General features: G+C 37.7%; 26 protein-coding genes and 1 pseudogene. 22 read left to right on the plus strand and 5 right to left on the minus strand.

Translation table 11 applies throughout. The features are described 5' to 3' along the window. Nucleotides 1-15: 15 nt before the first annotated feature. The 4 genes from FYJ71_RS01065 to FYJ71_RS01080 are packed head-to-tail and all read right to left on the minus strand — an operon-like array spanning nucleotide 16 to nucleotide 4,336. Complete coding sequence (locus FYJ71_RS01065; protein ID WP_154537001.1) at nucleotides 16-474, minus strand: 8-oxo-dGTP diphosphatase; 459 nt, start codon at nucleotides 472-474, stop codon at nucleotides 16-18. 9 nt (nucleotides 475-483) lie between these two features. Next, nucleotides 484-687 (minus strand): helix-turn-helix domain-containing protein, encoded by a 204-nt coding sequence (locus tag FYJ71_RS01070; protein ID WP_154537002.1) that lies wholly within the window; start codon nucleotides 685-687, stop codon nucleotides 484-486. Continuing rightward, nucleotides 684-3,479: an ATP-dependent DNA helicase gene (locus FYJ71_RS09935; protein ID WP_154537003.1), complete on the minus strand. Its 2,796-nt coding sequence runs from the start codon at nucleotides 3,477-3,479 to the stop codon at nucleotides 684-686. Before FYJ71_RS09935 ends, FYJ71_RS01070 begins: the two co-directional genes overlap by 4 nt. A 23-nt stretch (nucleotides 3,480-3,502) precedes the next feature. Next, a complete protein-coding gene (locus FYJ71_RS01080) occupies nucleotides 3,503-4,336 on the minus strand; it encodes a hypothetical protein (protein ID WP_154537004.1) in 834 nt (277 codons plus the stop codon). Nucleotides 4,337-4,852: 516 nt separating this feature from the next. Between FYJ71_RS01080 and FYJ71_RS01085 the strand changes: the two genes are divergently transcribed. The 3 genes from FYJ71_RS01085 to FYJ71_RS01095 all read left to right on the plus strand — a co-directional run bounded on the left by FYJ71_RS01085 (nucleotide 4,853) and on the right by FYJ71_RS01095 (nucleotide 6,666). Continuing rightward, on the plus strand, nucleotides 4,853-5,347 hold the full coding sequence (locus tag FYJ71_RS01085; RefSeq protein WP_195836872.1) for an RNA polymerase sigma factor: 495 nt from the start codon (nucleotides 4,853-4,855) through the stop codon (nucleotides 5,345-5,347). Between the two features lie 79 nt (nucleotides 5,348-5,426). Beyond that, nucleotides 5,427-6,212: a phage antirepressor KilAC domain-containing protein gene (locus tag FYJ71_RS01090; protein WP_154537006.1), complete on the plus strand. Its 786-nt coding sequence runs from the start codon at nucleotides 5,427-5,429 to the stop codon at nucleotides 6,210-6,212. 1 nt (nucleotide 6,213) lies between these two features. Continuing rightward, complete coding sequence (locus tag FYJ71_RS01095; protein ID WP_154537007.1) at nucleotides 6,214-6,666, plus strand: DUF7768 domain-containing protein; 453 nt, start codon at nucleotides 6,214-6,216, stop codon at nucleotides 6,664-6,666. A gap of 337 nt (nucleotides 6,667-7,003) precedes the next feature. Here the strand turns inward: FYJ71_RS01095 and FYJ71_RS09940 are convergent, their stop codons facing one another. After that, nucleotides 7,004-7,225 (minus strand): hypothetical protein, encoded by a 222-nt coding sequence (locus FYJ71_RS09940; protein WP_235899068.1) that lies wholly within the window; start codon nucleotides 7,223-7,225, stop codon nucleotides 7,004-7,006. Between the two features lie 178 nt (nucleotides 7,226-7,403). Between FYJ71_RS09940 and FYJ71_RS01100 the strand changes: the two genes are divergently transcribed. The 19 genes and pseudogenes from FYJ71_RS01100 to FYJ71_RS01180 all read left to right on the plus strand — a co-directional run bounded on the left by FYJ71_RS01100 (nucleotide 7,404) and on the right by FYJ71_RS01180 (nucleotide 25,117). Then, nucleotides 7,404-8,909, plus strand: coding sequence for a phage/plasmid primase, P4 family (locus tag FYJ71_RS01100; RefSeq protein WP_328597732.1), 1,506 nt, complete (start codon nucleotides 7,404-7,406; stop codon nucleotides 8,907-8,909). A 167-nt stretch (nucleotides 8,910-9,076) separates the two neighbouring features. Continuing rightward, a complete protein-coding gene (locus FYJ71_RS01105) occupies nucleotides 9,077-9,328 on the plus strand; it encodes a VRR-NUC domain-containing protein (protein ID WP_331467988.1) in 252 nt (83 codons plus the stop codon). 61 nt (nucleotides 9,329-9,389) lie between these two features. Beyond that, nucleotides 9,390-10,145: pseudogene (locus tag FYJ71_RS01110) on the plus strand (SNF2-related protein). A 64-nt stretch (nucleotides 10,146-10,209) separates the two neighbouring features. Further along, the gene (locus FYJ71_RS01115; protein WP_154537010.1) at nucleotides 10,210-11,331 is read left to right on the plus strand and encodes a DUF2800 domain-containing protein; all 1,122 of its coding nucleotides are present in this window, start codon (nucleotides 10,210-10,212) and stop codon (nucleotides 11,329-11,331) included. Nucleotides 11,332-11,343: 12 nt separating this feature from the next. Beyond that, complete coding sequence (locus FYJ71_RS01120) at nucleotides 11,344-11,907, plus strand: DUF2815 family protein (protein WP_154537011.1); 564 nt, start codon at nucleotides 11,344-11,346, stop codon at nucleotides 11,905-11,907. An 80-nt stretch (nucleotides 11,908-11,987) separates the two neighbouring features. Next, a complete protein-coding gene (locus FYJ71_RS01125) occupies nucleotides 11,988-13,973 on the plus strand; it encodes a DNA polymerase (protein WP_331467989.1) in 1,986 nt (661 codons plus the stop codon). A 53-nt stretch (nucleotides 13,974-14,026) separates the two neighbouring features. After that, nucleotides 14,027-14,254: an SHOCT domain-containing protein gene (locus FYJ71_RS01130; RefSeq protein ID WP_154537012.1), complete on the plus strand. Its 228-nt coding sequence runs from the start codon at nucleotides 14,027-14,029 to the stop codon at nucleotides 14,252-14,254. A 59-nt stretch (nucleotides 14,255-14,313) separates the two neighbouring features. After that, the gene (locus tag FYJ71_RS10105) at nucleotides 14,314-15,138 is read left to right on the plus strand and encodes a recombinase family protein (protein ID WP_331467990.1); all 825 of its coding nucleotides are present in this window, start codon (nucleotides 14,314-14,316) and stop codon (nucleotides 15,136-15,138) included. 39 nt (nucleotides 15,139-15,177) lie between these two features. After that, nucleotides 15,178-15,768, plus strand: coding sequence for a zinc ribbon domain-containing protein (locus FYJ71_RS10110; RefSeq protein ID WP_331467991.1), 591 nt, complete (start codon nucleotides 15,178-15,180; stop codon nucleotides 15,766-15,768). A 53-nt stretch (nucleotides 15,769-15,821) separates the two neighbouring features. Further along, nucleotides 15,822-16,283 (plus strand): recombinase family protein, encoded by a 462-nt coding sequence (locus FYJ71_RS01140; RefSeq protein ID WP_235899031.1) that lies wholly within the window; start codon nucleotides 15,822-15,824, stop codon nucleotides 16,281-16,283. Continuing rightward, nucleotides 16,276-17,841 carry a recombinase family protein gene (locus FYJ71_RS01145; protein WP_154537014.1) on the plus strand — a complete coding sequence of 522 codons (1,566 nt, stop codon included), beginning with the start codon at nucleotides 16,276-16,278 and terminating at the stop codon, nucleotides 17,839-17,841. The genes FYJ71_RS01140 and FYJ71_RS01145 overlap by 8 nt, the downstream gene beginning before the upstream one ends. 161 nt (nucleotides 17,842-18,002) lie before the next feature. Continuing rightward, nucleotides 18,003-18,215 carry a helix-turn-helix domain-containing protein gene (locus FYJ71_RS01150; protein ID WP_154537015.1) on the plus strand — a complete coding sequence of 71 codons (213 nt, stop codon included), beginning with the start codon at nucleotides 18,003-18,005 and terminating at the stop codon, nucleotides 18,213-18,215. A 159-nt stretch (nucleotides 18,216-18,374) separates the two neighbouring features. After that, nucleotides 18,375-19,931 carry an ApeA N-terminal domain 1-containing protein gene (locus FYJ71_RS01155; RefSeq protein WP_154537016.1) on the plus strand — a complete coding sequence of 519 codons (1,557 nt, stop codon included), beginning with the start codon at nucleotides 18,375-18,377 and terminating at the stop codon, nucleotides 19,929-19,931. A gap of 299 nt (nucleotides 19,932-20,230) precedes the next feature. Next, nucleotides 20,231-20,731 (plus strand): hypothetical protein, encoded by a 501-nt coding sequence (locus FYJ71_RS09945; protein WP_235899032.1) that lies wholly within the window; start codon nucleotides 20,231-20,233, stop codon nucleotides 20,729-20,731. Between the two features lie 66 nt (nucleotides 20,732-20,797). Beyond that, entirely contained in the window at nucleotides 20,798-21,214 is a 417-nt protein-coding gene (locus FYJ71_RS09950) for an RES family NAD+ phosphorylase (protein ID WP_235899033.1), read from the plus strand. Between the two features lie 45 nt (nucleotides 21,215-21,259). After that, the gene (locus FYJ71_RS01165) at nucleotides 21,260-21,907 is read left to right on the plus strand and encodes a hypothetical protein (RefSeq protein ID WP_195836873.1); all 648 of its coding nucleotides are present in this window, start codon (nucleotides 21,260-21,262) and stop codon (nucleotides 21,905-21,907) included. Nucleotides 21,908-21,971: 64 nt separating this feature from the next. Beyond that, complete coding sequence (locus tag FYJ71_RS01170) at nucleotides 21,972-22,901, plus strand: DDE-type integrase/transposase/recombinase (RefSeq protein ID WP_154537017.1); 930 nt, start codon at nucleotides 21,972-21,974, stop codon at nucleotides 22,899-22,901. A gap of 232 nt (nucleotides 22,902-23,133) precedes the next feature. Next, a complete protein-coding gene (locus tag FYJ71_RS01175) occupies nucleotides 23,134-23,349 on the plus strand; it encodes a helix-turn-helix domain-containing protein (protein WP_154537018.1) in 216 nt (71 codons plus the stop codon). Between the two features lie 13 nt (nucleotides 23,350-23,362). Then, on the plus strand, nucleotides 23,363-25,117 hold the full coding sequence (locus tag FYJ71_RS01180; protein WP_154537019.1) for a DUF262 domain-containing protein: 1,755 nt from the start codon (nucleotides 23,363-23,365) through the stop codon (nucleotides 25,115-25,117). The last annotated feature ends 4 nt before the right edge of the window (nucleotides 25,118-25,121 follow it).

Consider the following 25,121-nt stretch of genomic DNA (forward strand, 5'->3'; position numbering starts at 1 on the left):
AGCATTTTCCTCCTGTTATTTCAAAATTGGTTTGATGGCAGAATCATTCCTGTTGAAATAAAGTTCTGAGTAGGTATTACCACAAGAGAGTTCCAACATCTGATCCATGTGCCATAATTTATTCTCTGCTTTTCTTAGTTTCTCGAGTGGCATCCAGAAGACTCTTCCTTCATCTGAAGACGTCAGTTCACCACTAAATTTGTTTGTCTTATATAAAAATACGATGTATCTTGAACCATCGAATTCTACCCAGTTTTTTACTCCACAAAGTTTTACATTTTTAATATTAAGCCCCGTTTCTTCTTGTATTTCACGAATGGCAGAATCAACGAATGCCTCCCCAGGTTCAACATGACCTCCTGGGAATATAAGACCACGATAATTAGAACCAACCTTTTCTTCAACGAGAACGTTGCCATTATCATCGTAGACCATGACAAGGTTGGTTAATTCTGCTGTTTGCTTGCGTTCCATAGCATCTCCTTAATCTCTTTTTATTTCCATAATATCTTCAAGCTCGCAATCCATAGTTTCGCATATTTTTAGGAGTACATCAGTTGTGATGTTTGCACCCTTACCAAGTTTTGCTACGGATGCAGCACTAAGACCGGTAGCTTCTTTAAGGTCATTTTTATTCATTTCTTTATCAATTAACATTTTCCAAAGTTTGTTATAACTGATTTTCATGGTATACTTCCTCGCTTGCTTGCTTGCTGGGTGTTTCCCACTAAGTAGTAATTCAGGATTTCTACATCCTTGCTTATATCTCGTGGCTTAATTCTTGTTAAAACCTTTTCCTCAACTTCCGGTGTCCAGTATATTTTCAGACTTTTTCTAGCCCTTGTAATAGCCGTGTAGAAGACACTATGAGTTACAAGCTCCTCAACCTCATCGGTGATTACTATTTTAACAGATTCATATTCAAGACCTTGTGCCTTATGAATAGATACAGCATAAGCAACCTGAAACGGAACAATGGTCATAGGACCTTGGTCTTCTCTGTCTTCATCGTCACTATCTTTTTTATGAACACAAAATCGTATAACAGACTTATCTTCATTACTTTCCAGAAGCTCAAAATCACATCCTCCAGTTTCAGATTCGTCTATTTGTTTTGGAACTTCAACATCAAATTGAATGCGTTCTTCATATGTGCCGCTATCTAAAATGTCAATACCTCTGATTATGCCTTTCATATTGTTGTATATGACAGGTCTGAATCTGTCGGATTCCAAGAAAAGAATTGGATCACCAACTTTGTAATATTGTACATCCCATCTAACAGGCGGATTAGAATTGCTTTCCTGCAGAAATCGATTGATGTTGTTGATGCCATACAAACCATCATAATTTAAACAGAGAATAGCCTCACCTTCCTTAAGAGAGGACAGAAGAGAGGAATCAACCTTCAAAGAGTAACTTTCTTTTTCTAAGTACTCCTTTGCAGCTTCGTCCATATTCCTTACTTTATCCCATAATTCAAGTAGGTATTTATCTTTAGTTCGATGTGGTCTTGTAAGTTCAAATACAGCACTTTCTGGCAAAAATGATTTTAGTACAGAGAACCAATTGCCAAATTGAATCGCATCGATTTGATAAGTGTCTCCTACAAGTAGCAGCCTGTTAAAACTAGCATTATTAAGTGTGGCAACCATATCACTGTTGCTGACAGTACTGCATTCATCGATAACTAATAGCTCATACTTTGTAAAATCACGACCCTGATTTAAGAAACTTGTTATGGTTGAAAAACTTGTGTTATCAGCGTCAATTTTACGCATCAGATTATCCTTAGCAGGGTTGGTTTGCGTTAAATACAGCTTAGGTTCATCGTTAAGAAAATGTGATACGTGATTGATGAGTGTCGATTTTCCTACACCGGCGGAACCATATATGGCAGCTACCCTTGATTCGAAAAAAATTTTGCTTATGATTTGTCTTTTCTCAGGGCAGTCGATTATATAATCATCAAGCATATACCAGGTTTCAACATCATTATAATAATTATCAATTCCTGAAGAAGATAGTTCTTGCAGTTTCTTAACTATTTCACACGTATCAATCTTGTATTCGTTGATAAAAACCTGCCCATTTTCAAGCATTAAATCACTTTTTGGTCGATGACCCTCCCAGAGTCTATTGTTGTATTTTTCAATTAGATCTTCGATGTTCTTATAGGTGGTGATGTCATTAACATCTGTAAATAACTGTCCCTTATCTTCAGTGTTGTTTCGGATATATCTCGCAAACAACTCTGGTTTCTTATCTCTGCAAGGGATACAATTGAACAATGCACTTAACTTTGGATTATGGCCGCACGGAGATTGGTTAAACGGCATCTTGTCAAATGGTCTGCATTTGCTTGATAAGTATAAATAGGAAAGAGAGCTATTACCAACATTCCGCCATTCCTCATAGTAGGTACTGTAGAAACCAGACGAATACTGATTCTTTATAATAACATTATTCATATTGTAAAGAAGATAACGAAGCACATTTTGTCCTGAACGCTTACCCTGAATGATTTCTCTACAACGATCTAAAACCGAGATAAAGTTAGAAGACTTCAGATTTTCCTTCCAAGCATCAGTTAATTTTTTGTATGCTCTATCTGAAAAGTCCATAAGAGCGTTTAATGGATAACCATTTCTTGTTATGAATTCACAGATAAGACGTTGCTCACCATATGGTACTTTTATTTTATCTCCCCTTATTATTGCAGCAAAATTCTTAAACTCGCAGTCACGTATGGATACTTCCCAATTATCGATAATCATAATCGGCATTGTTTTTCCAAGTATCTCTATACTTTCTTGAACCAGATGAAACTTTGACGCATAGTTACCCATAATCGGCAACCTTGTGAATGCAATAACACGGTTTGATTTGGTTTTATTTTTTCTATCATCTACGGGTGCAAATGTTACCTCATGATAGATACGCCCATTTACAAATAGTGGCTTTAATTTCTGAATATAGTATCTGTTGTTTTCAACAGCATTTAGCATCACAGGATACTTTTCAAGTTTTTCAGAAATTTTCGCATAGTACTCCTGCAGAGTATCATCTAGGTGTAATGGAAATTTTTCTAAATTATGCAGTACTAAAATTCCATAATGTTGCCACATAAGGTTCTTGGTTTCAAGGAGATACTTATAGTATTTAAGCATCAATCTTTCAGAACCGTCCTCATCAAGTGTGTATTGTGTTGTTACAACCTCAAGAAAATTATGAAATTTATATAGCGTATATAATCTGCTGGTCACCTGTGAGTATTCCAATGCTTCAGCAAGATTTTCTTCGTTAAAAGGAATATCTCTACCATTGGAATAGAACTTAAACATAACGTGGTTTATGAACTTTGATAGCTGTTCTAGTATATCTTGAGAAATAGCACCACGGGTTGAACCATCGAGATTATCTAAATGTCTACAAATAGCATTATCGATTTTGCGTATTGTTTCATCAACTGATGGCATCTTTATTATCCTTTCTGTTATTGCTAATATTCACCGTCATTCCAATCGTCAATAAATACATCATATGGAAATGCTCCTGCAAAATGTTCAGGGTGGAGTTTTACATATAGGTTTCGCATTTTTACTCTTGTTTGGCTCATAAAAAATGGCTCATTGCTATTTGAAGAAAAACTCTTACTTAGCTCATTCAGTTCATAAAGTAAAGCAAATACACTTGATTTAAGACCAGGGTCAGAGAAGTTATTTGCCTTCTGCTCCCACTTCGTTTGATATAGGTTATCAATTTTTATAGGAAGTGTCATGTCAACTAGTGAAGCACCGTAATTTTCACCAATCATCGTAACCATTATCTCATCGTAATCAAAAGTAAAATCATGAAGTAGCTGTGTATCTTCAGATGAATATGGTGATTCATCTGTCACATTTTCTTCTGGGATTTCAAGTGATTCTGCACCGGTATCTTTTTGGGATGCCGGTGTTTTTCTTGTCTTATTTGCCGCCTCATTAAGAATATTAACAAATAATTCTTTGATTTTTACAGAAAAGTTTGCTAGGTCAATGTCCGATATATTTTCAGCAAATGCCTTACATAAGTTTTCTGCTACGCCATCATTAAATGACTCTAAGTAGGAAACAAATTGCTCAGGTTCTATGTGGCTGAGTATGGTTGAAGCTATGTTACTAATACTTGTATGACCGTTGTAATACGATTTATATGTTTCTATCGAGATTCCTTCAATAATTGGTAAATCTTCCTCTTGTAGCATTGTTTCAAATAGTGTCTTGGTAAATTGCTTTGTATTACTTGATCCACCTATGACGGATTTTAGCTTGTGAGCAAATTCTTGGAATGTCAAAACAAATCCCTCCTATCAAAGCCTACCCAACGCTACCCACGGCTACCCAGTTCTACCGACCCTACCATTTATAATTAAAGGTGATAAGGGATAGCTTTATTTCCAAATACGTCATAAAAGGCCATGAAATAAAAACTGTATATATTATATCGGAAATTCAAGAAAAAATCTACACTTTCAAGTCTGAAAAATCAGCGAACGCAGAAATTTTGTAGAACTATACAGTTTCGAATGTGTTCTTATATGGATTTTAACTAAAGTAAAGACTAATCCCTCAGAAGTCAAAAATAGTAAATCATGCCGGAGTGCGCAATCTTGGCAGGATATCTCATAGGTTTCAATTCACTGTGATAAAGACAGTGATTGAGCCGTGAAGAGATACCCTTTCCTCGTTGCGCTCTTTTTCCGTTTTGTGGGCCTGTGTATCTCTGACACAGACCTATTTTTATACCCTGTCATGGTTGCCCTTCGAGTTAGGAGGCAAACATGAAAATCAATATTTTATACGAAGAGAACATGAAAAACGGGCATAAGAAGTACACAACAATTGAAATTCCAGACGGTGATTACAGCTTGATGATCGAAATCGATTATCAGCAGCGTTTGGCGGAGGCACCCGAAGATAAAAAGTACCAAGTGAAAAAGTGTGAAACTGTTCAAGAGGTATTCGACCTTATGAATAAGCGTGAGTACAACAGTTGGCATACAGAGAATCGTCATAGAACTGAGATTAGGGCACCTTTTACAGACGATGAGAGCGATGAAGAAATTGACGGTCTCGATTATGTTGCTGATAACACAGATGAAGAAAAGAGAGATTACAAGTTTGAGTACGAGGCACTTTGTCAGAAAATTCGTGAGGTGCTGACCCCGGAATATGCTGATGTGCTTATTGCAACAGCACTTGATGATGTAACTCCCGAAGAGTATGCCGATATGCATGACCTTAAAAGAGATACGGTATATAAGCGTTTACAGAGAGCTAAGAAAAAATATTTGAAGTTTTTATAAAAAGCTGTCCAATATCACCCTCTGCCGTGGCTACCAAGTAGAGGGTGTTCCTCTAATAAATTTTATGGAGGTAATTCTTATGAGTGAATTACAAATTTTCAAAAATGCGGAGTTTGGCTCTATCCGCACATTACAGATTAATGGTGAGCCATATTTTGTCGGACGTGATGTTGCAGAAATTCTTGGTTACAGCAATTCAAGAAAGGCACTTGCAGACCATGTTGATGAGGAAGATAAGGGAGTAACGAAATGTGACACTCTTGGCGGAACACAGGAAATGACGGTAATTAATGAGTCTGGACTTTACAGCCTAATCCTTTCAAGCAAGTTACCTACCGCTCGCAGGTTCAAGCGTTGGGTTACATCTGAGGTTCTTCCAACTATCAGAAGACACGGAGTATATGCAGTAGACGAGGTTCTTGCTAATCCAGATATGCTGATTGAGGCACTTTTACAGCTTAAGGCAGAGCGTGAGATTAACCAGGCACTTAAAGAAACTGTAGCAGTGCAGAATCAGCAGATTGTGGAGATGAAACCGAAGGCAAGCTACTACGATGTAGTGCTTAACTGCAAAGATCTGGTTGCGATTTCTGTGATTGCAAAGGACTATGGTTGGTCGGCTAATCGTATGAATCAGTATCTTCATCAAAAGGGTGTGCAGTACAAGCAGGGCAATAAAATCTGGCTCTTGTATCAGAAGTATGCCGAGATGGGTTACACCAACACCAAGACACACAGCTACCCAGGAAATGACGGAACAATGCATACGGCAGTTCATACTTATTGGACTCAGCAGGGACGCTTGTTCATCTATGAACTTTTGAAATCTGACGGTATTTTACCAACGATGGAACAGGAGGATTAATATGTCGGTTAATAAGTACAACTCAGAGGGTTACAACGACCCAACAACCTATGAGGCACTTACGAATATCGACAAGCAGGATAAGGCAGCCAAAAAAGCTGCCAATTTCTGCTTGTCTGAAAAGTATAGACCTCTTGTGTATATTTGCAGTCCATACAGCGGAACGATTACAAAGAATGTAAAAAGAGCCCGTAAGTTCTGTCGCTTTGCACTTGATATAGGGGCGATACCACTTGCTCCACATCTTTTATATCCACAGTTTATGGACGATGAAAATTCGGAAGAGAGATACCTTGCAACTCATACTATCAATTATGTTTTAATGGGTAAATGCTCGGAGGTGTGGGTGTTCGGCGATTTTATCTCAAAAGGTATGGAGCGAGAGATTGCTTTGGCAGAAAAGAGAAAGATGAAAATTCGTTATTTTACAAATGAAATGGAGGAGGTTCAGTAATGAGATTGACTATATTTAGTGCAAGCTGTGTGGGCAACGCTGCAAATACCATCTATCCCAATAAAGCAGTAATCACGAATAAAGACGATATGATTTCGGTTATTGCCAGGGATCATGTATGTGCAGAATTTAAGAAAGCACATCGCAGTATTGATGATTTTATTTCTTCTGATGTTGAAGTTATGGATTGTGATAATGACCACAGTGACAATCCGAAAGACTGGATTACTCCTGAAAAGTATGAGGAGCTGTTCCCAGATGTATCTTACATCATTGTTCCAAGCCGTAACGATGGTAAGGTCAAAGGAAATAAATCTGCAAGACCAAGACATCATATTTATTTCCCACATGAACCGATTACTGTAGCTGATGAGGTCGCAGGTATCAAAACAAGACTCCAGGAGATTGCCCCATTTTTTGATGACAATGCTTTAGATGCTGCAAGATTTATCTTTGGACATACACCTGCAGATATTGTATGGCACGAAGGCAGCAGAACAATTGTGGATTGTTTGGATGAACTGGACTTTGCTGAATATGACAATAATTCGCAGAGCATTGTTGAAGGTTCTCGTAACAGTACCATGAGCCATATTGCAGGGAAACTTATAAAAAGATACGGAAATACAGACAAGGCGCATGATATTTTTCTTGAAAAGGCAGCTCTTTGCAATCCACCGCTTGAGGATAGTGAACTTGCTCTTATTTGGAGCAGTGCCATTAAGTTTGGTAAGAAGGTGCAGTCGCAGGTCGGCTATGTATCGCCCGAAGAATTTAATAAGGGATACAGCTTGAAACCGGACGATTATTCTGATATTGGCCAAGCAAAGGTTCTGGCAAGAGAGTACGAAGGAGAACTTGCCTTTACAGACTCCACAGATTATATGCGTTATGACGGTACGCATTGGTCGGAATCAAAGCAGTTAGCCGTTGGTGCCTGCGAGGAATTTTTGGATGAACAGTTAAAGGAGGCTACGGCAGCTGTGGAGAAAGCAAAGAAGTCACTTCTTGATGCAGGCGTTGATAAGGATGCAGTTATGGCAGGAGGTAAAGCACTGGAAAAAGCCATCGATAAAAACAGTGAGAAGGCATTTAAGAAATTTGTGATGGCATCAAAATATTATGCCTTCGTTATGAAACGCAGGGATATGAAGTATGTAACCTCTGCACTGCAGGCGGCAAAACCTATGTTACTTAAGAAAATCACAGATTTCGATAACCAGGAGTTTTTACTGAATACTCCGACAGCTACCTTTGATTTACAAAATGGAAACAGTAAGGAACATTCAGCAGAGGATCTAATTACAAAGATTACTGCTGTATCGCTAGACGATGAAGGTATGGATTTGTGGCTTTCTGCCTTGGATAGCTTTTTCTGTGGAGATGCAGAACTAATGGATTATGTTCAGCAGATTGTAGGACTTTCAGCAATCGGCAAGGTGTATGTTGAGGCACTTGTCATTGCATATGGTGAGGGCAGCAATGGTAAGAGTACCTTTTGGAATACTATCGCAAGGGTGCTTGGAACATACAGCGGAACTATCTCAGCCGATGCTCTGACAGTTGGTTACAAGCGTAATGTAAAGCCTGAGATGGCAGAACTCAAGGGTAAGAGATTAGTTATTGCCGCAGAACTTGAAGAAGGAATGCGCCTTAATACTTCCATTGTAAAACAGCTGTGTTCCACCGATGAAGTTACTGCTGAAAAGAAATATAAGGATCCGTTTAAATATGTGCCGACACACACCCTCGTCTTATATACCAATCATCTCCCAAGGGTGGGAGCTAATGATGATGGTATCTGGCGAAGGCTTATTGTTATATCTTTTAATGCAAAGATTACAGGAAATAGTGATAGAAAAAATTATGCTGATTTCCTTTATGAAAATGCTGGTGGTGCTGTGCTTTCTTGGATTATTGAAGGAGCAGAGAAAGCTATTAAAAACAAGTACAAATTAAAGGTTCCAATGGTGGTCGAGGCAGCCATCAATAAGTATCGTGAGAACAATGACTGGTTTTCTGCATTTGTGGACGAGTGCTGTGAGGTGGATATGACATTCCAACAGAAGTCGGGAGAGTTCTACCAGGAGTATCGTTCTTACTGTGCAAGGACGGGAGAATATACGAGAAGTACCACAGATTTTTATACGGCACTTGAGAATGAAGGTTTTGAGAGAAAGAAAACGAAAGCGGGTGTGATAGTCCGTGGAATACGCTTAAAATCAGACTTTTTAGATAATTAATGCATTCAAGGGTGGAGGTCATAGGAAGTCATTATATAAAACCCCTTTAGGGCAGAATTTTTGGTAAAAAATCACTCTATATAAAGTTTTAGAAATGACCTTTATAGACCTCCACCATTAAGAGATTGGAGGACATTATGCGTGAAAAAGAAATAGAACAAAGACTTGTGCGAGAAGTCAAAAAGCGAGGTGGTATTTGTCCGAAGTTTGTATCTCCTGGAATGAGCGGAATGCCTGATAGAATTATCCTTCTTCCAAGAGGTAAGTTTGCTTTTGCAGAATTAAAAGCATCGGGGCAGAAACCGAGGCCTTTGCAAGTAGCGAGGCATAAAATTTTGATGGGGCTGGGGTTTCGAGTCTATGTTATTGATGATGCAGAAAAGATTGGAGGTGTGATTGATGAAATACGAACCACATGATTATCAAAAGTATGCCACCCGTTATATTGAAACACATCCGATTGCAGCAGTCCTGCTTGATATGGGTTTAGGAAAAACAAGTATCACGCTGACTGCACTTAATGACCTGCTTTTTGATTATTTTGATGCACATCGTATTCTGGTAGTAGCACCTTTAAGGGTAGCAAGAAATACCTGGTCAGATGAAATTGAAAAATGGGATCACTTAAAAGACTTACAGTTTTCTATCGCAGTTGGCACAGAAACTGAAAGGCTGTCGGCTCTAAAGTAAAAAGCAGATATCTATATCATTAACCGAGAAAATCTTCAGAGGCTGATTGAGAAAAGTGGAGTTCCATTTGATTTTGATATGGTGGTTATTGATGAACTTAGTTCTTTCAAGAATCATCAAGCTAAGAGGTTTAAGTCACTGATGAAAGTAAGACCGAAAGTTAAAAGAATCGTAGGTCTTACGGGTACACCTTCAAGTAACGGACTTATGGATTTATTTGCAGAGTTCAAAATCTTAGATATGGGTGCAAGGCTTGGAAGATTTATCGGTCAGTACAGAATGGCATATTTCAAGCCGGATAAAATGAATGGACCTATCGTTTACAGCTATAAGCCAATGCCAGGAGCAGAGAAAGCCATATATGAAAAAATATCCGATATTACAATTTCCATGAAAGCAAAAGACCATTTGAAAATGCCTGAACTGATAAATTCAAAATATTTAGTGCATTTATCGGAAAAAGAAAAGAAGAAGCGGTTCTTGCAGCTAAGTCAAGAGATGGACATACAGATGAAGTCAAAGCAGTTATTTCTTCATTCGGTGTAGAAAAGCTGTCTGATATTGACCCTTCACAGTATGAGGAACTCTTGCAGAAGGTGGAGGTGATTTGATGGTGGCACACGCAATTTTGTCAGCCTCGGCAAGTCACAGATGGCTAAATTGTCCACCCTCTGCCAGGCTTTGTGCAGACAAAGAAGATAAAGCAAGTGAGTATGCCCTTCAAGGTACAGATGCACATACCCTTTGTGAACATAAACTCAAAAAGGCAATCGGGATGAAGAGCAGAAATCTCACAAACAGTCTTAGTTACTACGATGCCGAGATGGAAGAATGTGCAGAGGAATATGCAGGATTTTGTTCTTCTGTTGTAGAGAAAGTAAAGAAAAACTGTAAAGACCCAATTGTGCTGATTGAACAGAAACTTGATTTTTCGAAGTATGTTCCAGAGGGATTTGGTACTGGGGACTGCGTGATTATCGGAGATGGAACTCTTTATGTCATTGATTACAAGCACGGTAAAGGTGTGGAAGTGTCAGCAGAGAATAATCCTCAGATGATGTGTTACGCACTCGGAGCCTTGAATCTGTTTGACGGTATTTATGACATCAACGAAGTATCTATGACAATCTTCCAGCCTCGCAAGGAAAATATCAGTACATTTGTTATGGAAAAGGATGCACTTTATTCCTGGGCAGAGACTGTACTTGCACCAACGGCCAGACTTGCATTTGATGGCGAGGGTGATTTTAAGGAAGGAGAACATTGCCAGTTTTGTAAAGTAAAAGCTACTTGCAGAAAGCGAATGGAATACAACATGGAACTTGCAAAGTATGACTTTGAAATGCCTGCAACTCTTGAAGATGCTGAAATTGCAGTTCTTTTAACAAGAGTGGATGAATTTATTTCATGGGCAACTGACATCAAAGAATTTGCATTGCAGCAGGCTATCAGCGGAACACACTACGATGGGTTTAAGGTTATCGAGGGTCGTTCTAATCGTAAATATACCGATGAGGAGAAAGTGGCAGAAACTGTTACAAAGGCAGGACAGAATCCATATGAACAAAAGCTGCTAGGTATTACAGCTATGACCGCACTCCTCGGTAAGAAGAAGTTTGAAGAGCTGCTCGGCAGCTTGGTATATAAGCCACCTGGCAAACCAACACTCGTGCCGGAGAGTGATAAGCGTCCGGCAATGAATACAGCAAAAGATGATTTTAATGAAAATTAGGAGGAATTTATTATGGCAAATTTTAGTAATCCGATGAAGGTAATCACAGGTCCAAACACAAGATGGAGCTACGCAAATGTATGGGAGCCTAAATCAATCAACGGTGGCGCACCTAAGTACAGTGTCAGCCTTATCATTCCAAAGTCAGATAAGGTAACAGTGGAGAAAATCAAGAAGGCAATTCAGGCTGCATACGAAGAAGGTCAGGGAAAGCTTAAGGGTAATGGCAAGACAGTACCTGCACTCTCTGTACTTAAAACACCTCTTCGTGACGGAGATTTGGAGCGTCCGGATGATGAGGCATATGCAAACAGCTACTTCATCAATGCAAATTATGCAACAGCACCTGGCATTGTAGATGTAGACAGAAATACCATCATTGATCGTAGCGAGGTCTATAGTGGTGTGTATGGCAGAGCATCTATCAATCTCTATGCATTTAACTCTAATGGTAATAAGGGTATTGCCTGTGGTCTTAACAATCTTCAGAAGATTAAGGACGGAGAACTTCTTGGTGGCAAGTCAAGAGCAGAGGACGATTTTGCAACAGATGTGGATGATGACTTCTTAAGCTAAGACAAATAAAGACAATAGTGACAGTAGTGGTGGTGGCAGTGTGATTCGTTGCACTGTCACTTTTTGGTAGGAGCGTGATTATGATGAAAGCAATTAGTATAGATTTGGAAACATACAGTGATGTGGATTTGCAGAAATGTGGAGTATATAAATATGCTCAGTCGGACAACTTTGAAATATTATTATTCGGATATTCTGTGGACAGTGGAGAAGTTATTGTAGTAGACCTTGCACAGGGAGAAAATATTCCGAACGAGATTGTAAAGGCACTCACAGATGAGAGTGCAATCAAGTGGGCATTTAATGCAGCATTTGAGAGGGTGTGTCTGTCTGAATATCTGAGAAGATATTACGAGAAGGACTTTAGATCATATAGCATAAATGAAGATACAGTTGGTGATTATCTTGACCCGTCATCGTGGAAATGCTCCATGATATGGTCAGCCTATATGGGTCTGCCGTTATCTCTTGCAGGAGCAGGTGCTGTGTTAGGTCTTTCTGAACAGAAACTAACAGAGGGAAAAGACCTCATCAGATATTTCTGTGTTCCGTGTAAGCCTACGAAGGTCAATGGCGGAAGAACAAGAAATCTTCCACTACATGATACAGAAAAGTGGGAGATGTTCAAAAAATATAACAAGCGAGATGTAGAGGTGGAAATGTCCATCCAGGAGAAACTTTCAAAGTTCCCTGTTCCTGAATTTGTATGGGAAGAATACCATCTTGACCAGGAAATTAATGACAGGGGCATTGCACTTGATATGGCTGTAGTAAAGAATGCCATTTTATTTGATTCAAAGTCAAAGGCTGTACTCTCTGATAAAATGCAGGAATTAACGGGACTTGATAATCCAAACTCTGTGCAGCAGATGAAGCAGTGGCTTGCTGACAATGGGCTGAAAATGGGCAGTCTTGGCAAAAAGGAAGTGGCAGAAGTATTAAAGACTGCACCGGAGCCACTTCAAACCGTTCTTTCTCTTAGGCAGCAGCTCGCAAAATCATCGGTAAAGAAGTACCAGGCAATGGAGAATGCTGTGTGTAAGTACGGAAGAGCAAGGGGAATGTTCCAATTTTACGGGGCCAACAGAAGTGGCAGATGGGCAGGCAGACTTATACAACTGCAAAACCTTCCACAAAACCATATTACTGATTTAGCAGAGGCTCGTTCCCTGGTGGAGCAAGGCAACTATGATGCAATGAATATGCTTTACGATGATATTCCGGATACACTGTCGCAGTTAATCAGAACTGCATTTGTGCCAAGAAAAGGTAAGAAATTTATTGTATCTGACTTCTCTGCCATTGAAGCAAGGGTTCTTTCACATCTTGCAGGAGAAAAATGGAGAGCGGATGTATTTGCAAGTGGTGGAGACATCTATTGTGCATCAGCAAGTCAGATGTTTCATGTGCCTGTGGAAAAGCACGGGCAGAATGCTCACCTTAGACAAAAAGGCAAGATTGCGGAATTGGCACTTGGTTATGGTGGTTCGGTTGGTGCTTTGAAATCTATGGGAGCATTGGAGATGGGTCTTGCAGAAGAAGAACTTCAGCCACTTGTGGATATGTGGCGAGAGGCTAATCCGAATATCGTGAAGTTCTGGTGGGAAGTTGACCGTGCTGTGAAGAAAGCCGTCAAGGAAAGAATGCCATCAAAGGTCGGCTCTGTCAGCTTTTCATATAAGAGCGGAATGTTGTTTATTGGACTTCCAAGTGGCCGTAATCTCTCATATGTAAAACCTAAGATGGGTGTGAATCAGTTTGGGTCAGAGTCAGTGACCTATGAGGGAGTTGGTGATACAAAGAAGTGGGAACGAATCGAAAGCTATGGTCCTAAGTTCGTGGAGAATATCGTCCAGGCAATCAGCAAGGATATTTTGATGTATGCTATGAGGACTTTATCCCATTGCTTTATATGTGGTCATGTTCACGATGAACTAATCATTGAATGTGACAAGCGAGTGAGCCTTGCCGCTATCTGTGAACAGATGGGAAGAACTACACCTTGGATTGATGGTATTTTACTTCGTGCTGATGGTTACGAATGTAATTTTTATAAAAAAGATTAAATATGTGTCCAATTTCACCTCCTGCCGTGGCTACCATGTAGGAGGTGTTTTTTATGTCAGCAAAAACAATAACAAGAGTGGAAGAACCGATATGTGTGGTAAGCACGATCGAGGGAGAAATTCGTGATGAGCAGCTTAAAAGGGATTATTACTATTTCTTAGCACAAAAATTATCAAAAGATATGCTTGAAAAAGGTCTTATTACTGCGGACGAATTCAACAAATTAGCTGAGAAAAACAAGCGAAAATTCTCCCCATATCTTGCTGAGATTATGCCTTAAATAACTTGATATATATTGATTTGTACGGGAATATGGTCATGCAAAAGGAGGTCGAGTTGATGAAAAGGATAACGAAGATCGAAGAAGATATTATCCAAAAGCAGAAGATTAGAGTCGCAGCCTACTGCAGAGTTTCGACTGCAAGTGATGATCAGATTATTAGCCTTGATACACAAAAGGCACATTATGAAAGATATATCACATCCAATGAAGATTGGGAGTATGCGGGCATATTTTATGACGAAGGAATCACCGGCACCAAGAAAGAATGCAGAAACGGACTGATGGCATTGATAAAAGCTTGTGAAGATGGAAAAATTGACAGGATAATTACAAAGTCCATCAGCAGACTTTCAAGAAGTACAACCGATTGTTTGGAATTTGTAAGAAAACTTCTTGCTCTAGGTGTTACAGTGGTTTTTGAAAAGGGAAATATAGACACAAGCAAAATGGAAAGTGAACTCATGCTATCAATTCTAAGTGGGTTAGCTGAAAGTGAATCAAGATCCATTTCAGAAAATAACAAATGGTCAATTCAGAAGAAATTTCAAAATGGGACATTTGTTATATCCTATCCACCATATGGATATAAAAATGTTGGTGGTGAGATGACTGTGATTCCAGAACAGGCAATCATCGTAAAGCAAATTTTTGAGGATATCCTTAAAGGAGAAAGCACTCATTCCATAGCGAGTGCCTTAAATGATAAAGGGGTGAAAACCAAAAAAGGGAGCAAGTGGTCAGCAGGAACGGTAAATGCAATTATTAAGAATGAGAAATATGTTGGTGATGTAATATGCCAAAAGACTTATACGGATAGCGAATTTAACAGACATAGGAATGATGGGAATCTTACGCAGTACTTATGGGAAAATCATCATTAACCAATCATAGACCGTGACACCTTCTCCAAAGCAAATACGATGCTTTTGCAAAGAGCAAAGGAAAAGGGCAATGGAATTAATACAGAACGATATCAAAATAGATATGCACTTTCCAGCAAAGTAATATGTGCAGAATGTGGTGGTGTATTTAAAAGAAGAAAACACTACAAGCCAAGCGGTGATTATATTGCCTGGTGCTGTAATAATCACATCAATCATACAAAGCCTTGTTCCATGAAGTATATTACTGATGACGCTATCAAGGCTGCCATTCTTACCATGAAAAATAAGCTGATTTTTGCAGAAGATATTCTTCTAAAACCACTTCTTTACAGCTTACAAGGATTTGATGACAAAGACAGACTTCTGAATATTGAGGCGATAGAAAATCAACTGGAGAAAGTTACAGAGGAACGTCAAGTGCTGGCAAGCCTTATATCAAGTGGATTATTAGAACCAGGCATGGCAAGTAGCGAAAACAATAAGCTGAATGCAAGGGAAAGACAGCTCAATGCTGAAAAAGACAGCATTATGAATTCTGTTCTTGGAGACAGAGATAAAATTCGAGAGCTGGAAAAACTGATGAAACATCTGCCACAAGAAATGACTGCCGATGATTTTTTCTCATAGTTTGTAGACAAAATCTTAGTACTTTCAAGAGAAGAGATTCAGCTTGAATTAAAATGCGGTCTGAAACTAAAAGAAAGGTTGGTGGCAAAATGAAGCATATACCATATGGGTACTTGATTGTAGATGGAAAGGCTGCGGTGGATGAAGAAAAAGCAAAATGCGTTAAAACTCTATTTGAAGAATACACAAAGGGCCTTGGACTTATCGAATCTGTCAAAAGAGCAGGGCTTAAAATGTATCATGGAAGTGTTGGAAGAATTCTTAGAAATACGCACTATCTTGGTGATGATTACTATCCACAGATTATTGATAAGGTGACCTTTGACAAAGCTGAGGAGATGAGAAGAAAAAAGGCAGCAAGCCTTGGCAGAGTAAGAGAACTAAAGGAAGATGAAAAAATAGTTATAGCTACCCAATTTACGGTTCCAAGGATTGAAAGGAAATACAAAGATCAATTTTTGCAGGCTGAATATGTTTATAGTCAAATTGAAAGTGTGGTGAATTCAGATGAATAGAAGTGTTACAGTAATTCCACCTAAACGAAGGGTTGGAAATACCATCGCAAAGGAAGAAAAGCCAAAGCTGAAGGTTGCGGCATATTGTCGTGTTAGTACAGATAGCGAGGAGCAAGCATCAAGCTATGAAATGCAGGTAGAGCATTATAAGGCATTTATACAAAAAAACGAAGAATGGCAATTTGCGGGAATATTTGCAGACGACGGGATCAGCGGTACCAATACAAAGAAAAGAAGCGAGTTTAACAGAATGATTGAAGAGTGTATGGCTGGTCATATTGATATGATTATCACAAAATCCATCAGTCGATTTGCCAGAAACACCATGGATTGTCTTAATTATATTCGAAAATTAAAGGATAAGAACATTCCCGTTTTCTTTGAGAAAGAGAACATTAATACAATGGATGCAAAGGGCGAGGTGTTGCTCACGATTATGGCATCGCTTGCACAACAGGAATCAGAATCCTTAAGCAAGAATGTAAAGCTTGGACTTCAGTTTCGATATCAGAATGGAGAAGTACAAGTAAACCATAATCGCTTTATGGGATATACCAAAGACGATGGTGGAAATTTAGTCATTGAGCCAAGGGAAGCAGAAATCGTAAAGCGAATATATCTCGAATATCTACAAGGGGCAAGTCTTAAGCAAATCGGGGATGGACTTGAAAGGGATGGCATTTTAACGGCAGCAGGTAAACCAAGGTGGTGTCCCGAAAGTGTTAAAAAGATACTCACCAATGAAAAATATATCGGTGATGCACTTCTTCAAAAGACCTATACCATAGACGTTCTTACCAAAAAACGAGTAAAGAATAACGGACTTGTGCCACAGTATTATGTAGAAAACAGCCATGAGGCAATTATTCCAAGGGAGTTATATGCTCAGGTTCAGGAAGAACTATTAAGACGAGCCAATCTTCATAGTGGAAAAGACAGAAAGAAAAGAGTTTACAGTTCTAAATATGCACTATCAAGCATTTGCTATTGCTCAAAATGTGGAGATATCTACAGAAGGACGGCTTGGAACAATCGTGGGAAAAAGCATAATGTATGGAGATGCGTCAATAGAATTGAAAGAGGACCGGATATATGTGATGCACCGACAGTCGAGGAAGAGGAACTTAAAGCAGCAGTGGTTCGAGCCATCAATCAAGTTTTAGGTGGCAAGGATGAGATGCTCGAAACCTTAGAAGAAAATATAAGAACGGTTCTGGCACTTGGGGATGATAATTCTTTAGAAAGTATCAACGAGCGAATGGAAGAGCTGCAAAAAGAACTCTTAAAGATCGCCAATGCCCATAAGGATTACAGTGACCTTGCAGATGAAATTGACAGGCTTAGGGAACAAAAACAGAATTTAATGACAAAGAGTGCTGAGCGAGAAGTCTTGAAACAGAGGGTGGCAGAAATGAAGGAGTTCCTAAACGAGCAGATTGGAAAAATTGAAGAATACGATGAAAGCCTGGTTAGAAGAATACTTGAGAAAGTAACGATTTATGATAGCTATTTCACGATGAAATTTAAATCTGGGGTTAGTGTAGATATTAGAAGATAACAGAGTACTAGGGTACCTTGCAGCATTGCAGGGTGTTTTTTCGTTGTAGAAAGTTCATCTGTACGTCACGTGCCAGTCTTGTATTTTTGCAAATTGTATGTTATAATAAATTATCTTATTTGTGTTAGAACTAACAAGAGTTAGGAATAGGAGCGACATATATGATTAAAAACAATATAGAAGTAGATGTAAAAGTAAAGTGCATAGAGAATGGAATTACGCAGGCACAGCTTGCGGAAACAATCGGAACAACAGGTCAGTACGTCAATCGCATCATCAAAAAGCAAGACGGTGTTGTAAATAAGACTTTTGTACAGATGCTTGAGGCTTTGGGGTATGATGTTGAACTGATTTATGTAAAAAGAGAGGGATAAGTTCGGATTTGACGAGGCAAATGCTATGGATATGAGTTTTAATATTGGTAAAGCATTTCACGACCGCTTGGCATCAAATATAGGGTTGGATAAATACCAATACATTGTGGAACAGGTAAATAATATTAGAACATAAATAACGGGAAGGAATGGTGATGCATGGAGCGACATATTGGTACATGGTGTAAAGAAAATGATTCAACTAAATCAGAAGTAGGAGAACTTTTGATTGATGGGAATCATTTGGAGTTTTATAGCCGATTTCATGGCCTTGTTTTTCCAGAAACCTTTATTGGAGAGGATGGTCAATTTCGATATAAAGTATTTGTAAATGGATACGCAAAACCAGGACAAAACAGAATTCTAGACTATACTTCATCTCATAGAGTGTTTTATGTCCTGATGCAGAATTTTGATTTTTCAAAAGGAGCAGATATTTCCAAGGTAGAAGAGTTTTCATTTGCTATTCGAGAATTGACAGAATGGCTTGGTATTCAAACAGTTTTTTATTGTTGTACAGACCAAGATGAACCAGCTGCTGGTGAGGTGCATTTGGAGCCTATTGTTATTCATGAAACAGACCCGCAAATTGAACTGTATTTTGAATCGGAAACATATGAGAGTATATCATCACTTGAAGAAGACATAGCAATTAAAATAAAAAAAGAACCTCGAATTCGCGTAACATATAATCAGCCAGCAAATATTCAGAGAATACAGAATGATATAGAGTGTATTATGCAATTCTTTGGATTGTTGATTGGTAAAGTATCCACAGCAGATAATATCCGGCTATCTATTGAAGGACAGAAACTTAAGAGCTGGTTGTATATTAACCATGATTATTCCTATAATCTAATGAATCGAGATGTTATGGATAGGCCAAGGACGTACCATTATGTGCTTGGAGATAATTTGATTCTGTATTTTTCTAATTGGCGTAAATTCTGTCTTGATGACCAGTTCACGTTGTTAAGGAGAATATATTTTTCTGTAAATGATAGAAAAGAGATATTTGCAGAGGAAATATTCGTCGAATACATGAGAATATTAGATGGATATCATACAAGAATATCTGGTGATGCAGAAACAGAAGAGAAATTAAAGAAAGCATTAAAGGCTGCATCAAAAGTTATTAAAACTCAGATTTTTGAAGAAGATAACCGCCCAATTTTTGAAGAAGCGTTTCAAAGTGTGTTGCCAGATTGGAAGTATAATTCTTCAAATATGGGTGATATTTCTGGTTGGATAGCAGCCGGTTATTTGGAAAGAAAATCTTTATCTCATCGCTTAAAAGAGTTGGATAATCTGTACTTTGGTATTATTAGGAGTAACGCAGGAGACATTGAACGTTTGGCGAGTAATACAGAGAAACGCAAGGATATGACGAATGAACAGATTGTTGAATTGTTCTACAGGAAACTTGGTGATACCAGAAATTATTATTCTCATTATAAGAAGGACAAAACTGGCATATTGGATTTTTCACAAATGAATGATTCAATACGAGTCTTGAAAGCAATCATTATTTCTATTTTCCTATCTCATATGGGTATAGAGAAAGACTTGATACGTAGAATTATCGAATTCGATAGCGGACTACATTTCCAGACACAGTTTTTGAGAAAACCAGAAGAACGACCTTTTCTTCACACGCAAGAATGGTTAAAAACTATCGAAAAAGAGTCTGTCGCACAACAGGATAGTGATGATTGATATATTCCCACAAACGAGAAAAATGCCTTTGATATGTTTGGTCGAACAGGGAAAGGCTAAAAAGTGGTATTTGACATTCATAAAGTCAACTCGTGCCATTGTGAGACGGTGGTATTGATGTCAAGAAAAGATAAATAAATGCCAGAAAGTGGCGTATTTTCGGGCTTTTTCGGAAGTTGGGATTAGAAGCCTGACCTTCGAAATGGCTCGGTTGTATTCTGCGGAAACATATCTACTGTGAAAATGTGTGTCAGGTTGTGACCTCGGATTAGATAACGCAAATTGAGGCGGTGGATTAGATGTCAGGCATTTTGGGCAGATTTTTGAAAACCGAAAAAGCTGACAACAAATCCGGCAACTCGATAGTAAAGGCATTTTCGGGCAGTGGAATAGATGTTAAGGGAGGCAGAACTTGCGTGGGACAAATATTTGATTTTAGTGAAATTGAAAAAAGTGAAACGGCAATTAAAAAAACGTGGTCAGAATTTCGAGATGCTTTAGCAAAGAGAATGTTTTCTTTTGATGAAGTGGAAAAAGCAAAGGGCTATACTTTTTTGAAGGTTTATGATGATTTGTTTCATCAACATTCAGGAATTGACCACAAAACGATAACGATAAGAGATTTGAATGGGTTGCTTATTGGTAGAGGAACTATCTTGGATGAACATGAAGTTCTGGATTATGAACGTTTTATTCCTAAAAAGATGTTTATCAAAAAGGATAGCAGATTTAGTCCTGCGGGAGTAGAATGGCTTTATTTAGCACTGGGAAATGAAACTGATATACATGAATGCTCTTAGGCAGAATGTAGAGCAGAAGATGGAAACAGATTTGGATTTTGCCATTTTTCTTTTGAGAATAGTTCTTTGGATTTAAAACTGGTTGATTTGACAATTGCTGATGATATTTCATATAAAGAGCTGAATTTTCGTTTGGAGGAATATGGACAAAAGCAAGTTAAAAAAGGGATAAAAGCTGCAAAGGCCCTCGGTTTTATTCCAAAACATAATGTAAGCGAAGATGAGTTTAAAAAACTCTTTACGCAATGGGGAGTTTATACATACACAAAATTACTCTCAGAGCAGATATTTGTACCTATAAGTGACACAGATGATAAAACCTTAATGTACGCTCCTTTTCAGACAATGGCTCAGTACTATATTTCTTTGGGATACTCAGGCATTGTTTATGGTAGTACGGTCTCTAAAGTTGGAAAGAATATTGTGTTATTTGATAAAACAATTGCTTGTCCAGATGGTGATATAGAGGACTATAGAATTTAATAATTCGCATAAATTACAAGACCTATTACAGAGGAGGCTTTAAATATGGACGATAATGTAATACATATTCCACCAGAAGATATAGAGATTATTGATGCTTCTGAGTACAGTGAGGATTTAACAGAATACTTTAATGATATGCCGGAGGTGGCTCGACCACTCGTGAAAGGAGCGAAAGAGGCATTTTCAAAGATAGAACAGATGCTTTATTCTGCTCCAGCATTTATTAATCTTGTGAAGGCAAGTGTTCCAGAACAAGATTTTCAGGCTATTCTTACTGACGATCAGAAGGCAAAAATTGCAAGTGGTGCATTAAAATTGATGACAAAGAAAGATGGTTCATTGATGGTAAATCTTGTGAATCCTGAAACCAACAAGATTGTATCAACAATATCTCTTCAAAATGTTAATCTTTCACCAGCACTATCACAGGCAATGACGAGCTATGCATCCCAGATGCAAATGGCACAAATCGCTGAGCAAATTCAAGTGGTTCAATTGGCAATCGAAGAAGTGCGTCAGGGACAAGAATATGATAGGTTGGCAATGGCATATAGTTGCCAGCAGAAATTAATCCAAGCTATGGAAATAAAAAATCCTGAGTTGAAAGCGATGGCTTTACTTCAAATTGCATCAGATGCAGAAGACAGTAGAAATGTAATGTGCTATAACATATGTTACACAAATGAATAAAAAAAGAGAGGAACTCTGATACAATGGTAATAAGTACAAAACCAAAATGTAAAGGAGTCCTCTCATGTCTATTATAACAGAAGAAATGCGTTACCGTCAAAAATTATGTGAATATGCTAAAAAATATGGAGTTACAAAAGCCGCAAGGCGCTATCATACAAATCGTCAATTTGTGTACAGGCAACTTAAAAAATATGATGGAACTGTAAGAAGTCTAGCTTTGAGGTCAAGAAGACCAAAAAACAGCCCCAAAGCACATACAGAGGAAGAACTGACACTAATAAAAAAAATGTTAAAACGTAATGGAGTATATGGTCTAGCTGAAGTTTACGTTAGATGCTGTAAAAAAGGATATACTAGAAGCTTCTCAAGTATGTGTAGGCAAATTAGAACAAGAGGGTATAAAGAAGCAGAAATACGTCGAAAAAGCTATACAAGATACGATAAAATAGATGGGAAGTATCCAGGAGATAAAGTTCAAGTAGACATAAAATATGTTCCTGACGATTGTATAAAATTTCCTGCATATGGATATAAATACTATCAAATCACAGGTATAGATGAATACAGTAGAAAAAGAGTTTTGAAGATTGTAAAAGAAAAAAGCACTCATGAAACAAAAAAATATCTAAATGATTTAGAAAGATTAATGGGCTTTCCAATCCATATTGTTCAGGTAGATAACGGCTGCGAATTTGTTAATGACGTTGATAAAACAAGTAAAGAAAGTGCATTTGAGAAGGCTGCATATGAACTTGGTATTACAATAAAAAGAACAAGACCATATTCACCATGGCAAAACGGAAAAGTTGAAAGAAGTCATAGAGAAGATGGAAAAATTCTATATAAGCGAAAAATATTTACTAGCGAAAAAGAATTGATAAAACAGGTGGAAAAGCATGAGAAAAGATATAATAGTACAGCAAAAACAAGTTTAAAATTTAAAAGTCCAAATGAAGTTGTAAAAGAGTATTTCCAAAATACATCTTGCTAGTATAAAAATTAAAATGAATCAAAGTCAAGGTACGCACAGCTCTTCTCCTTGACTTCGAATCCTTTAATTTTTAGATTGAAGATGTAAATTTGGAAAAACTTTCTTATTAGTGTAACATATGTGTTTACAACTAAGACGGCGAGGTGTTTTTGTTGTTGTAGAGATATTGACTTAGCTGTTATAATGTATCTATTAAGGATAATTTTGTACATCCTATTGGAAGGTGAATTCTATGGTAAAGAATAATATTGAAGTGGATGTAAAAGTGAAATGCATTGAAGCCGGAAAGACGCAGGTGCAGCTTGCAGAAGAGATTGGCACTACTAGCCAGTATGTTAACCGGATCATTAAGAAAAAAGATGGGGTTGTTAATAAAACCTTTGTACAGATGATGGAAAAGCTAGGTTATGATATTGAGCTAACCTATGTGAAGAGAAAGGAATGCTAAGGAGGATAATATTATGGCATATGAGACACCATTAACAATAGCTGAGGTAATGAAGGACATTACTGCAAATAAATATATTTTACCTTCTATTCAGCGTGAATATGTTTGGGATACCGAGCAGATTGAAGCTTTGTTTGATTCTCTTATGAGGGACTATCCGATAGGGACATTCCTTTTCTGGGAGATTAATAAGGAATATGTAAACGACTATGACTTTTATGGATTTATTAGAAATTATCATGAGTATAAAGGTGTACATAATAAGAAAGTCGATTTAAAAGGTTTGGATGGCGTGACAGCTGTTCTTGATGGACAGCAACGTCTCACCTCAATTTATATAGGGCTTAAGGGAACCTATGCCTATAAACTTAAATATATGGCAAAGAAAAATCAGGAGGCATACCCAACTAGGAAATTATACTTAAACTTACTATCAAATTCTACGGACAGTAGTAACGAGTATGAGTTCAAATTTCTTACAAATAAAGAAGTGCAAAATGATGAAAATACATACTGGTTCGAAGTCGGTGAAATCCTTAATATGAAACAAGATGGTGACGTTGCGATGTTTGTTACTAAAAATATAGGTTTTTCAAAGGAGTTTAAGTATACTGAAGAACAGACAATATTCGCTATTAATGCTCTGTCTAAGCTATATAACATTATTAATAAGGTTGGCACGATTAGTTATTATAGAGAGAAGACGGTAGAACTCGATAAAGTTCTAAATATATTTATTAGAGTCAACAGTGGAGGGACACCTCTAAGTTACTCTGACTTGCTTCTATCCATAGCTTCTGCACAGTGGGAAAACCATGATGCGAGAGAAGAAATTATTGAGTTTGTTGATGATGTAAATGCAGTAGGAGCAGGATTTAAAATCAATAAAGATTTTGTGCTGAAGACGGCGTTGGTTCTTAGTGATTTTACGGATATTGCTTTTAAGGTGGACAATTTTAACAAACAAAACATGATTAAAATTGAAAACAATTGGGATAATATAAAGAAAGCTATTAAACAGGCGGTTCTTTTGGTTTCATCATTTGGTTATTCAGGTGAAACACTAACATCAAATAATGCGCTGATTCCAATTGCATATTACCTTTTTATTAATGGTATGCCGGATAACTTTGTTGATTCAGGGGCAAACAAGAATAATAAAGATAAAATAAAGAAGTGGCTTATACGTTCTCTGTTAAAGAAGACATTCAGTGGACAACCAGATAATGTGATTAGACCAATTCGTGAGATTTTAAAAGCAAACGGAACAAATGAGTTTCCATTAGACAGTATCATCGACAAGTTTAAAGGTACAAATAAATCCATACAGTTTACGGATGAAGATATTGAGGAGTTCCTTTTGAAACTTAAATATGGAAAGAGTGACACACTTTCAACTCTCATGTTGCTATATCCATCACTAGATTTCAGTAATAAATTCCATGAAGATCATATGTATCCGAAGAGCAAATTTACAAAAACTTATCTCCGAAAGCAGGGTGTTCCTGAGGAACAATTAGATTGGTACATTGCAACGGTTAATGATATAAGTAACCTTCAGCTTCTTGCTGCACAGCTTAATGAAGAGAAGCTTGCTACTGATTTTGATGAGTGGTTTAACGAACAACATCCTACAGATACAGATAAGATTCAGTATAGGACTGTGAATTATCTGCCAGATATGGAGTATTCATATGAAAATTATCCAAAGTTTATAGAGGATAGAAAAGCACTTTTAAAAAAACAGTTAAGTGCAGTTCTGCTTTAGGATA

The organism is Peptostreptococcus porci (genome assembly GCF_009695815.1).
Lineage (GTDB): Bacteria > Bacillota > Clostridia > Peptostreptococcales > Peptostreptococcaceae > Peptostreptococcus > Peptostreptococcus porci.

What these genes read in the sequence shown, in the direction of transcription:
- FYJ71_RS01175 (WP_154537018.1), top strand. Translation starts at nt 23,134, where the DNA reads ATGGTAAAGAATAATATTGAAGTGGATGTAAAAGTGAAATGCATTGAA.
- FYJ71_RS01120 (WP_154537011.1), top strand. Translation starts at nt 11,344, where the DNA reads ATGGCAAATTTTAGTAATCCGATGAAGGTAATCACAGGTCCAAACACA.
- FYJ71_RS01130 (WP_154537012.1), top strand. Translation starts at nt 14,027, where the DNA reads ATGTCAGCAAAAACAATAACAAGAGTGGAAGAACCGATATGTGTGGTA.
- FYJ71_RS01090 (WP_154537006.1), top strand. Translation starts at nt 5,427, where the DNA reads ATGAGTGAATTACAAATTTTCAAAAATGCGGAGTTTGGCTCTATCCGC.
- FYJ71_RS01155 (WP_154537016.1), top strand. Translation starts at nt 18,375, where the DNA reads ATGGAGCGACATATTGGTACATGGTGTAAAGAAAATGATTCAACTAAA.
- FYJ71_RS01065 (WP_154537001.1), bottom strand. Translation starts at nt 474, where the DNA reads ATGGAACGCAAGCAAACAGCAGAATTAACCAACCTTGTCATGGTCTAC.
- FYJ71_RS01150 (WP_154537015.1), top strand. Translation starts at nt 18,003, where the DNA reads ATGATTAAAAACAATATAGAAGTAGATGTAAAAGTAAAGTGCATAGAG.
- FYJ71_RS10110 (WP_331467991.1), top strand. Translation starts at nt 15,178, where the DNA reads ATGCTTTTGCAAAGAGCAAAGGAAAAGGGCAATGGAATTAATACAGAA.
- FYJ71_RS01145 (WP_154537014.1), top strand. Translation starts at nt 16,276, where the DNA reads ATGAATAGAAGTGTTACAGTAATTCCACCTAAACGAAGGGTTGGAAAT.
- FYJ71_RS09935 (WP_154537003.1), bottom strand. Translation starts at nt 3,479, where the DNA reads ATGCCATCAGTTGATGAAACAATACGCAAAATCGATAATGCTATTTGT.
- FYJ71_RS09940 (WP_235899068.1), bottom strand. Translation starts at nt 7,225, where the DNA reads ATGCTCTGCGAATTATTGTCATATTCAGCAAAGTCCAGTTCATCCAAA.
- FYJ71_RS09945 (WP_235899032.1), top strand. Translation starts at nt 20,231, where the DNA reads ATGTCAGGCATTTTGGGCAGATTTTTGAAAACCGAAAAAGCTGACAAC.
- FYJ71_RS01170 (WP_154537017.1), top strand. Translation starts at nt 21,972, where the DNA reads ATGTCTATTATAACAGAAGAAATGCGTTACCGTCAAAAATTATGTGAA.
- FYJ71_RS10105 (WP_331467990.1), top strand. Translation starts at nt 14,314, where the DNA reads ATGAAAAGGATAACGAAGATCGAAGAAGATATTATCCAAAAGCAGAAG.
- FYJ71_RS01070 (WP_154537002.1), bottom strand. Translation starts at nt 687, where the DNA reads ATGAAAATCAGTTATAACAAACTTTGGAAAATGTTAATTGATAAAGAA.
- FYJ71_RS01085 (WP_195836872.1), top strand. Translation starts at nt 4,853, where the DNA reads ATGAAAAACGGGCATAAGAAGTACACAACAATTGAAATTCCAGACGGT.
- FYJ71_RS01140 (WP_235899031.1), top strand. Translation starts at nt 15,822, where the DNA reads ATGCGGTCTGAAACTAAAAGAAAGGTTGGTGGCAAAATGAAGCATATA.
- FYJ71_RS01180 (WP_154537019.1), top strand. Translation starts at nt 23,363, where the DNA reads ATGGCATATGAGACACCATTAACAATAGCTGAGGTAATGAAGGACATT.
- FYJ71_RS01165 (WP_195836873.1), top strand. Translation starts at nt 21,260, where the DNA reads ATGGACGATAATGTAATACATATTCCACCAGAAGATATAGAGATTATT.
- FYJ71_RS01115 (WP_154537010.1), top strand. Translation starts at nt 10,210, where the DNA reads ATGGTGGCACACGCAATTTTGTCAGCCTCGGCAAGTCACAGATGGCTA.
- FYJ71_RS01095 (WP_154537007.1), top strand. Translation starts at nt 6,214, where the DNA reads ATGTCGGTTAATAAGTACAACTCAGAGGGTTACAACGACCCAACAACC.
- FYJ71_RS01125 (WP_331467989.1), top strand. Translation starts at nt 11,988, where the DNA reads ATGATGAAAGCAATTAGTATAGATTTGGAAACATACAGTGATGTGGAT.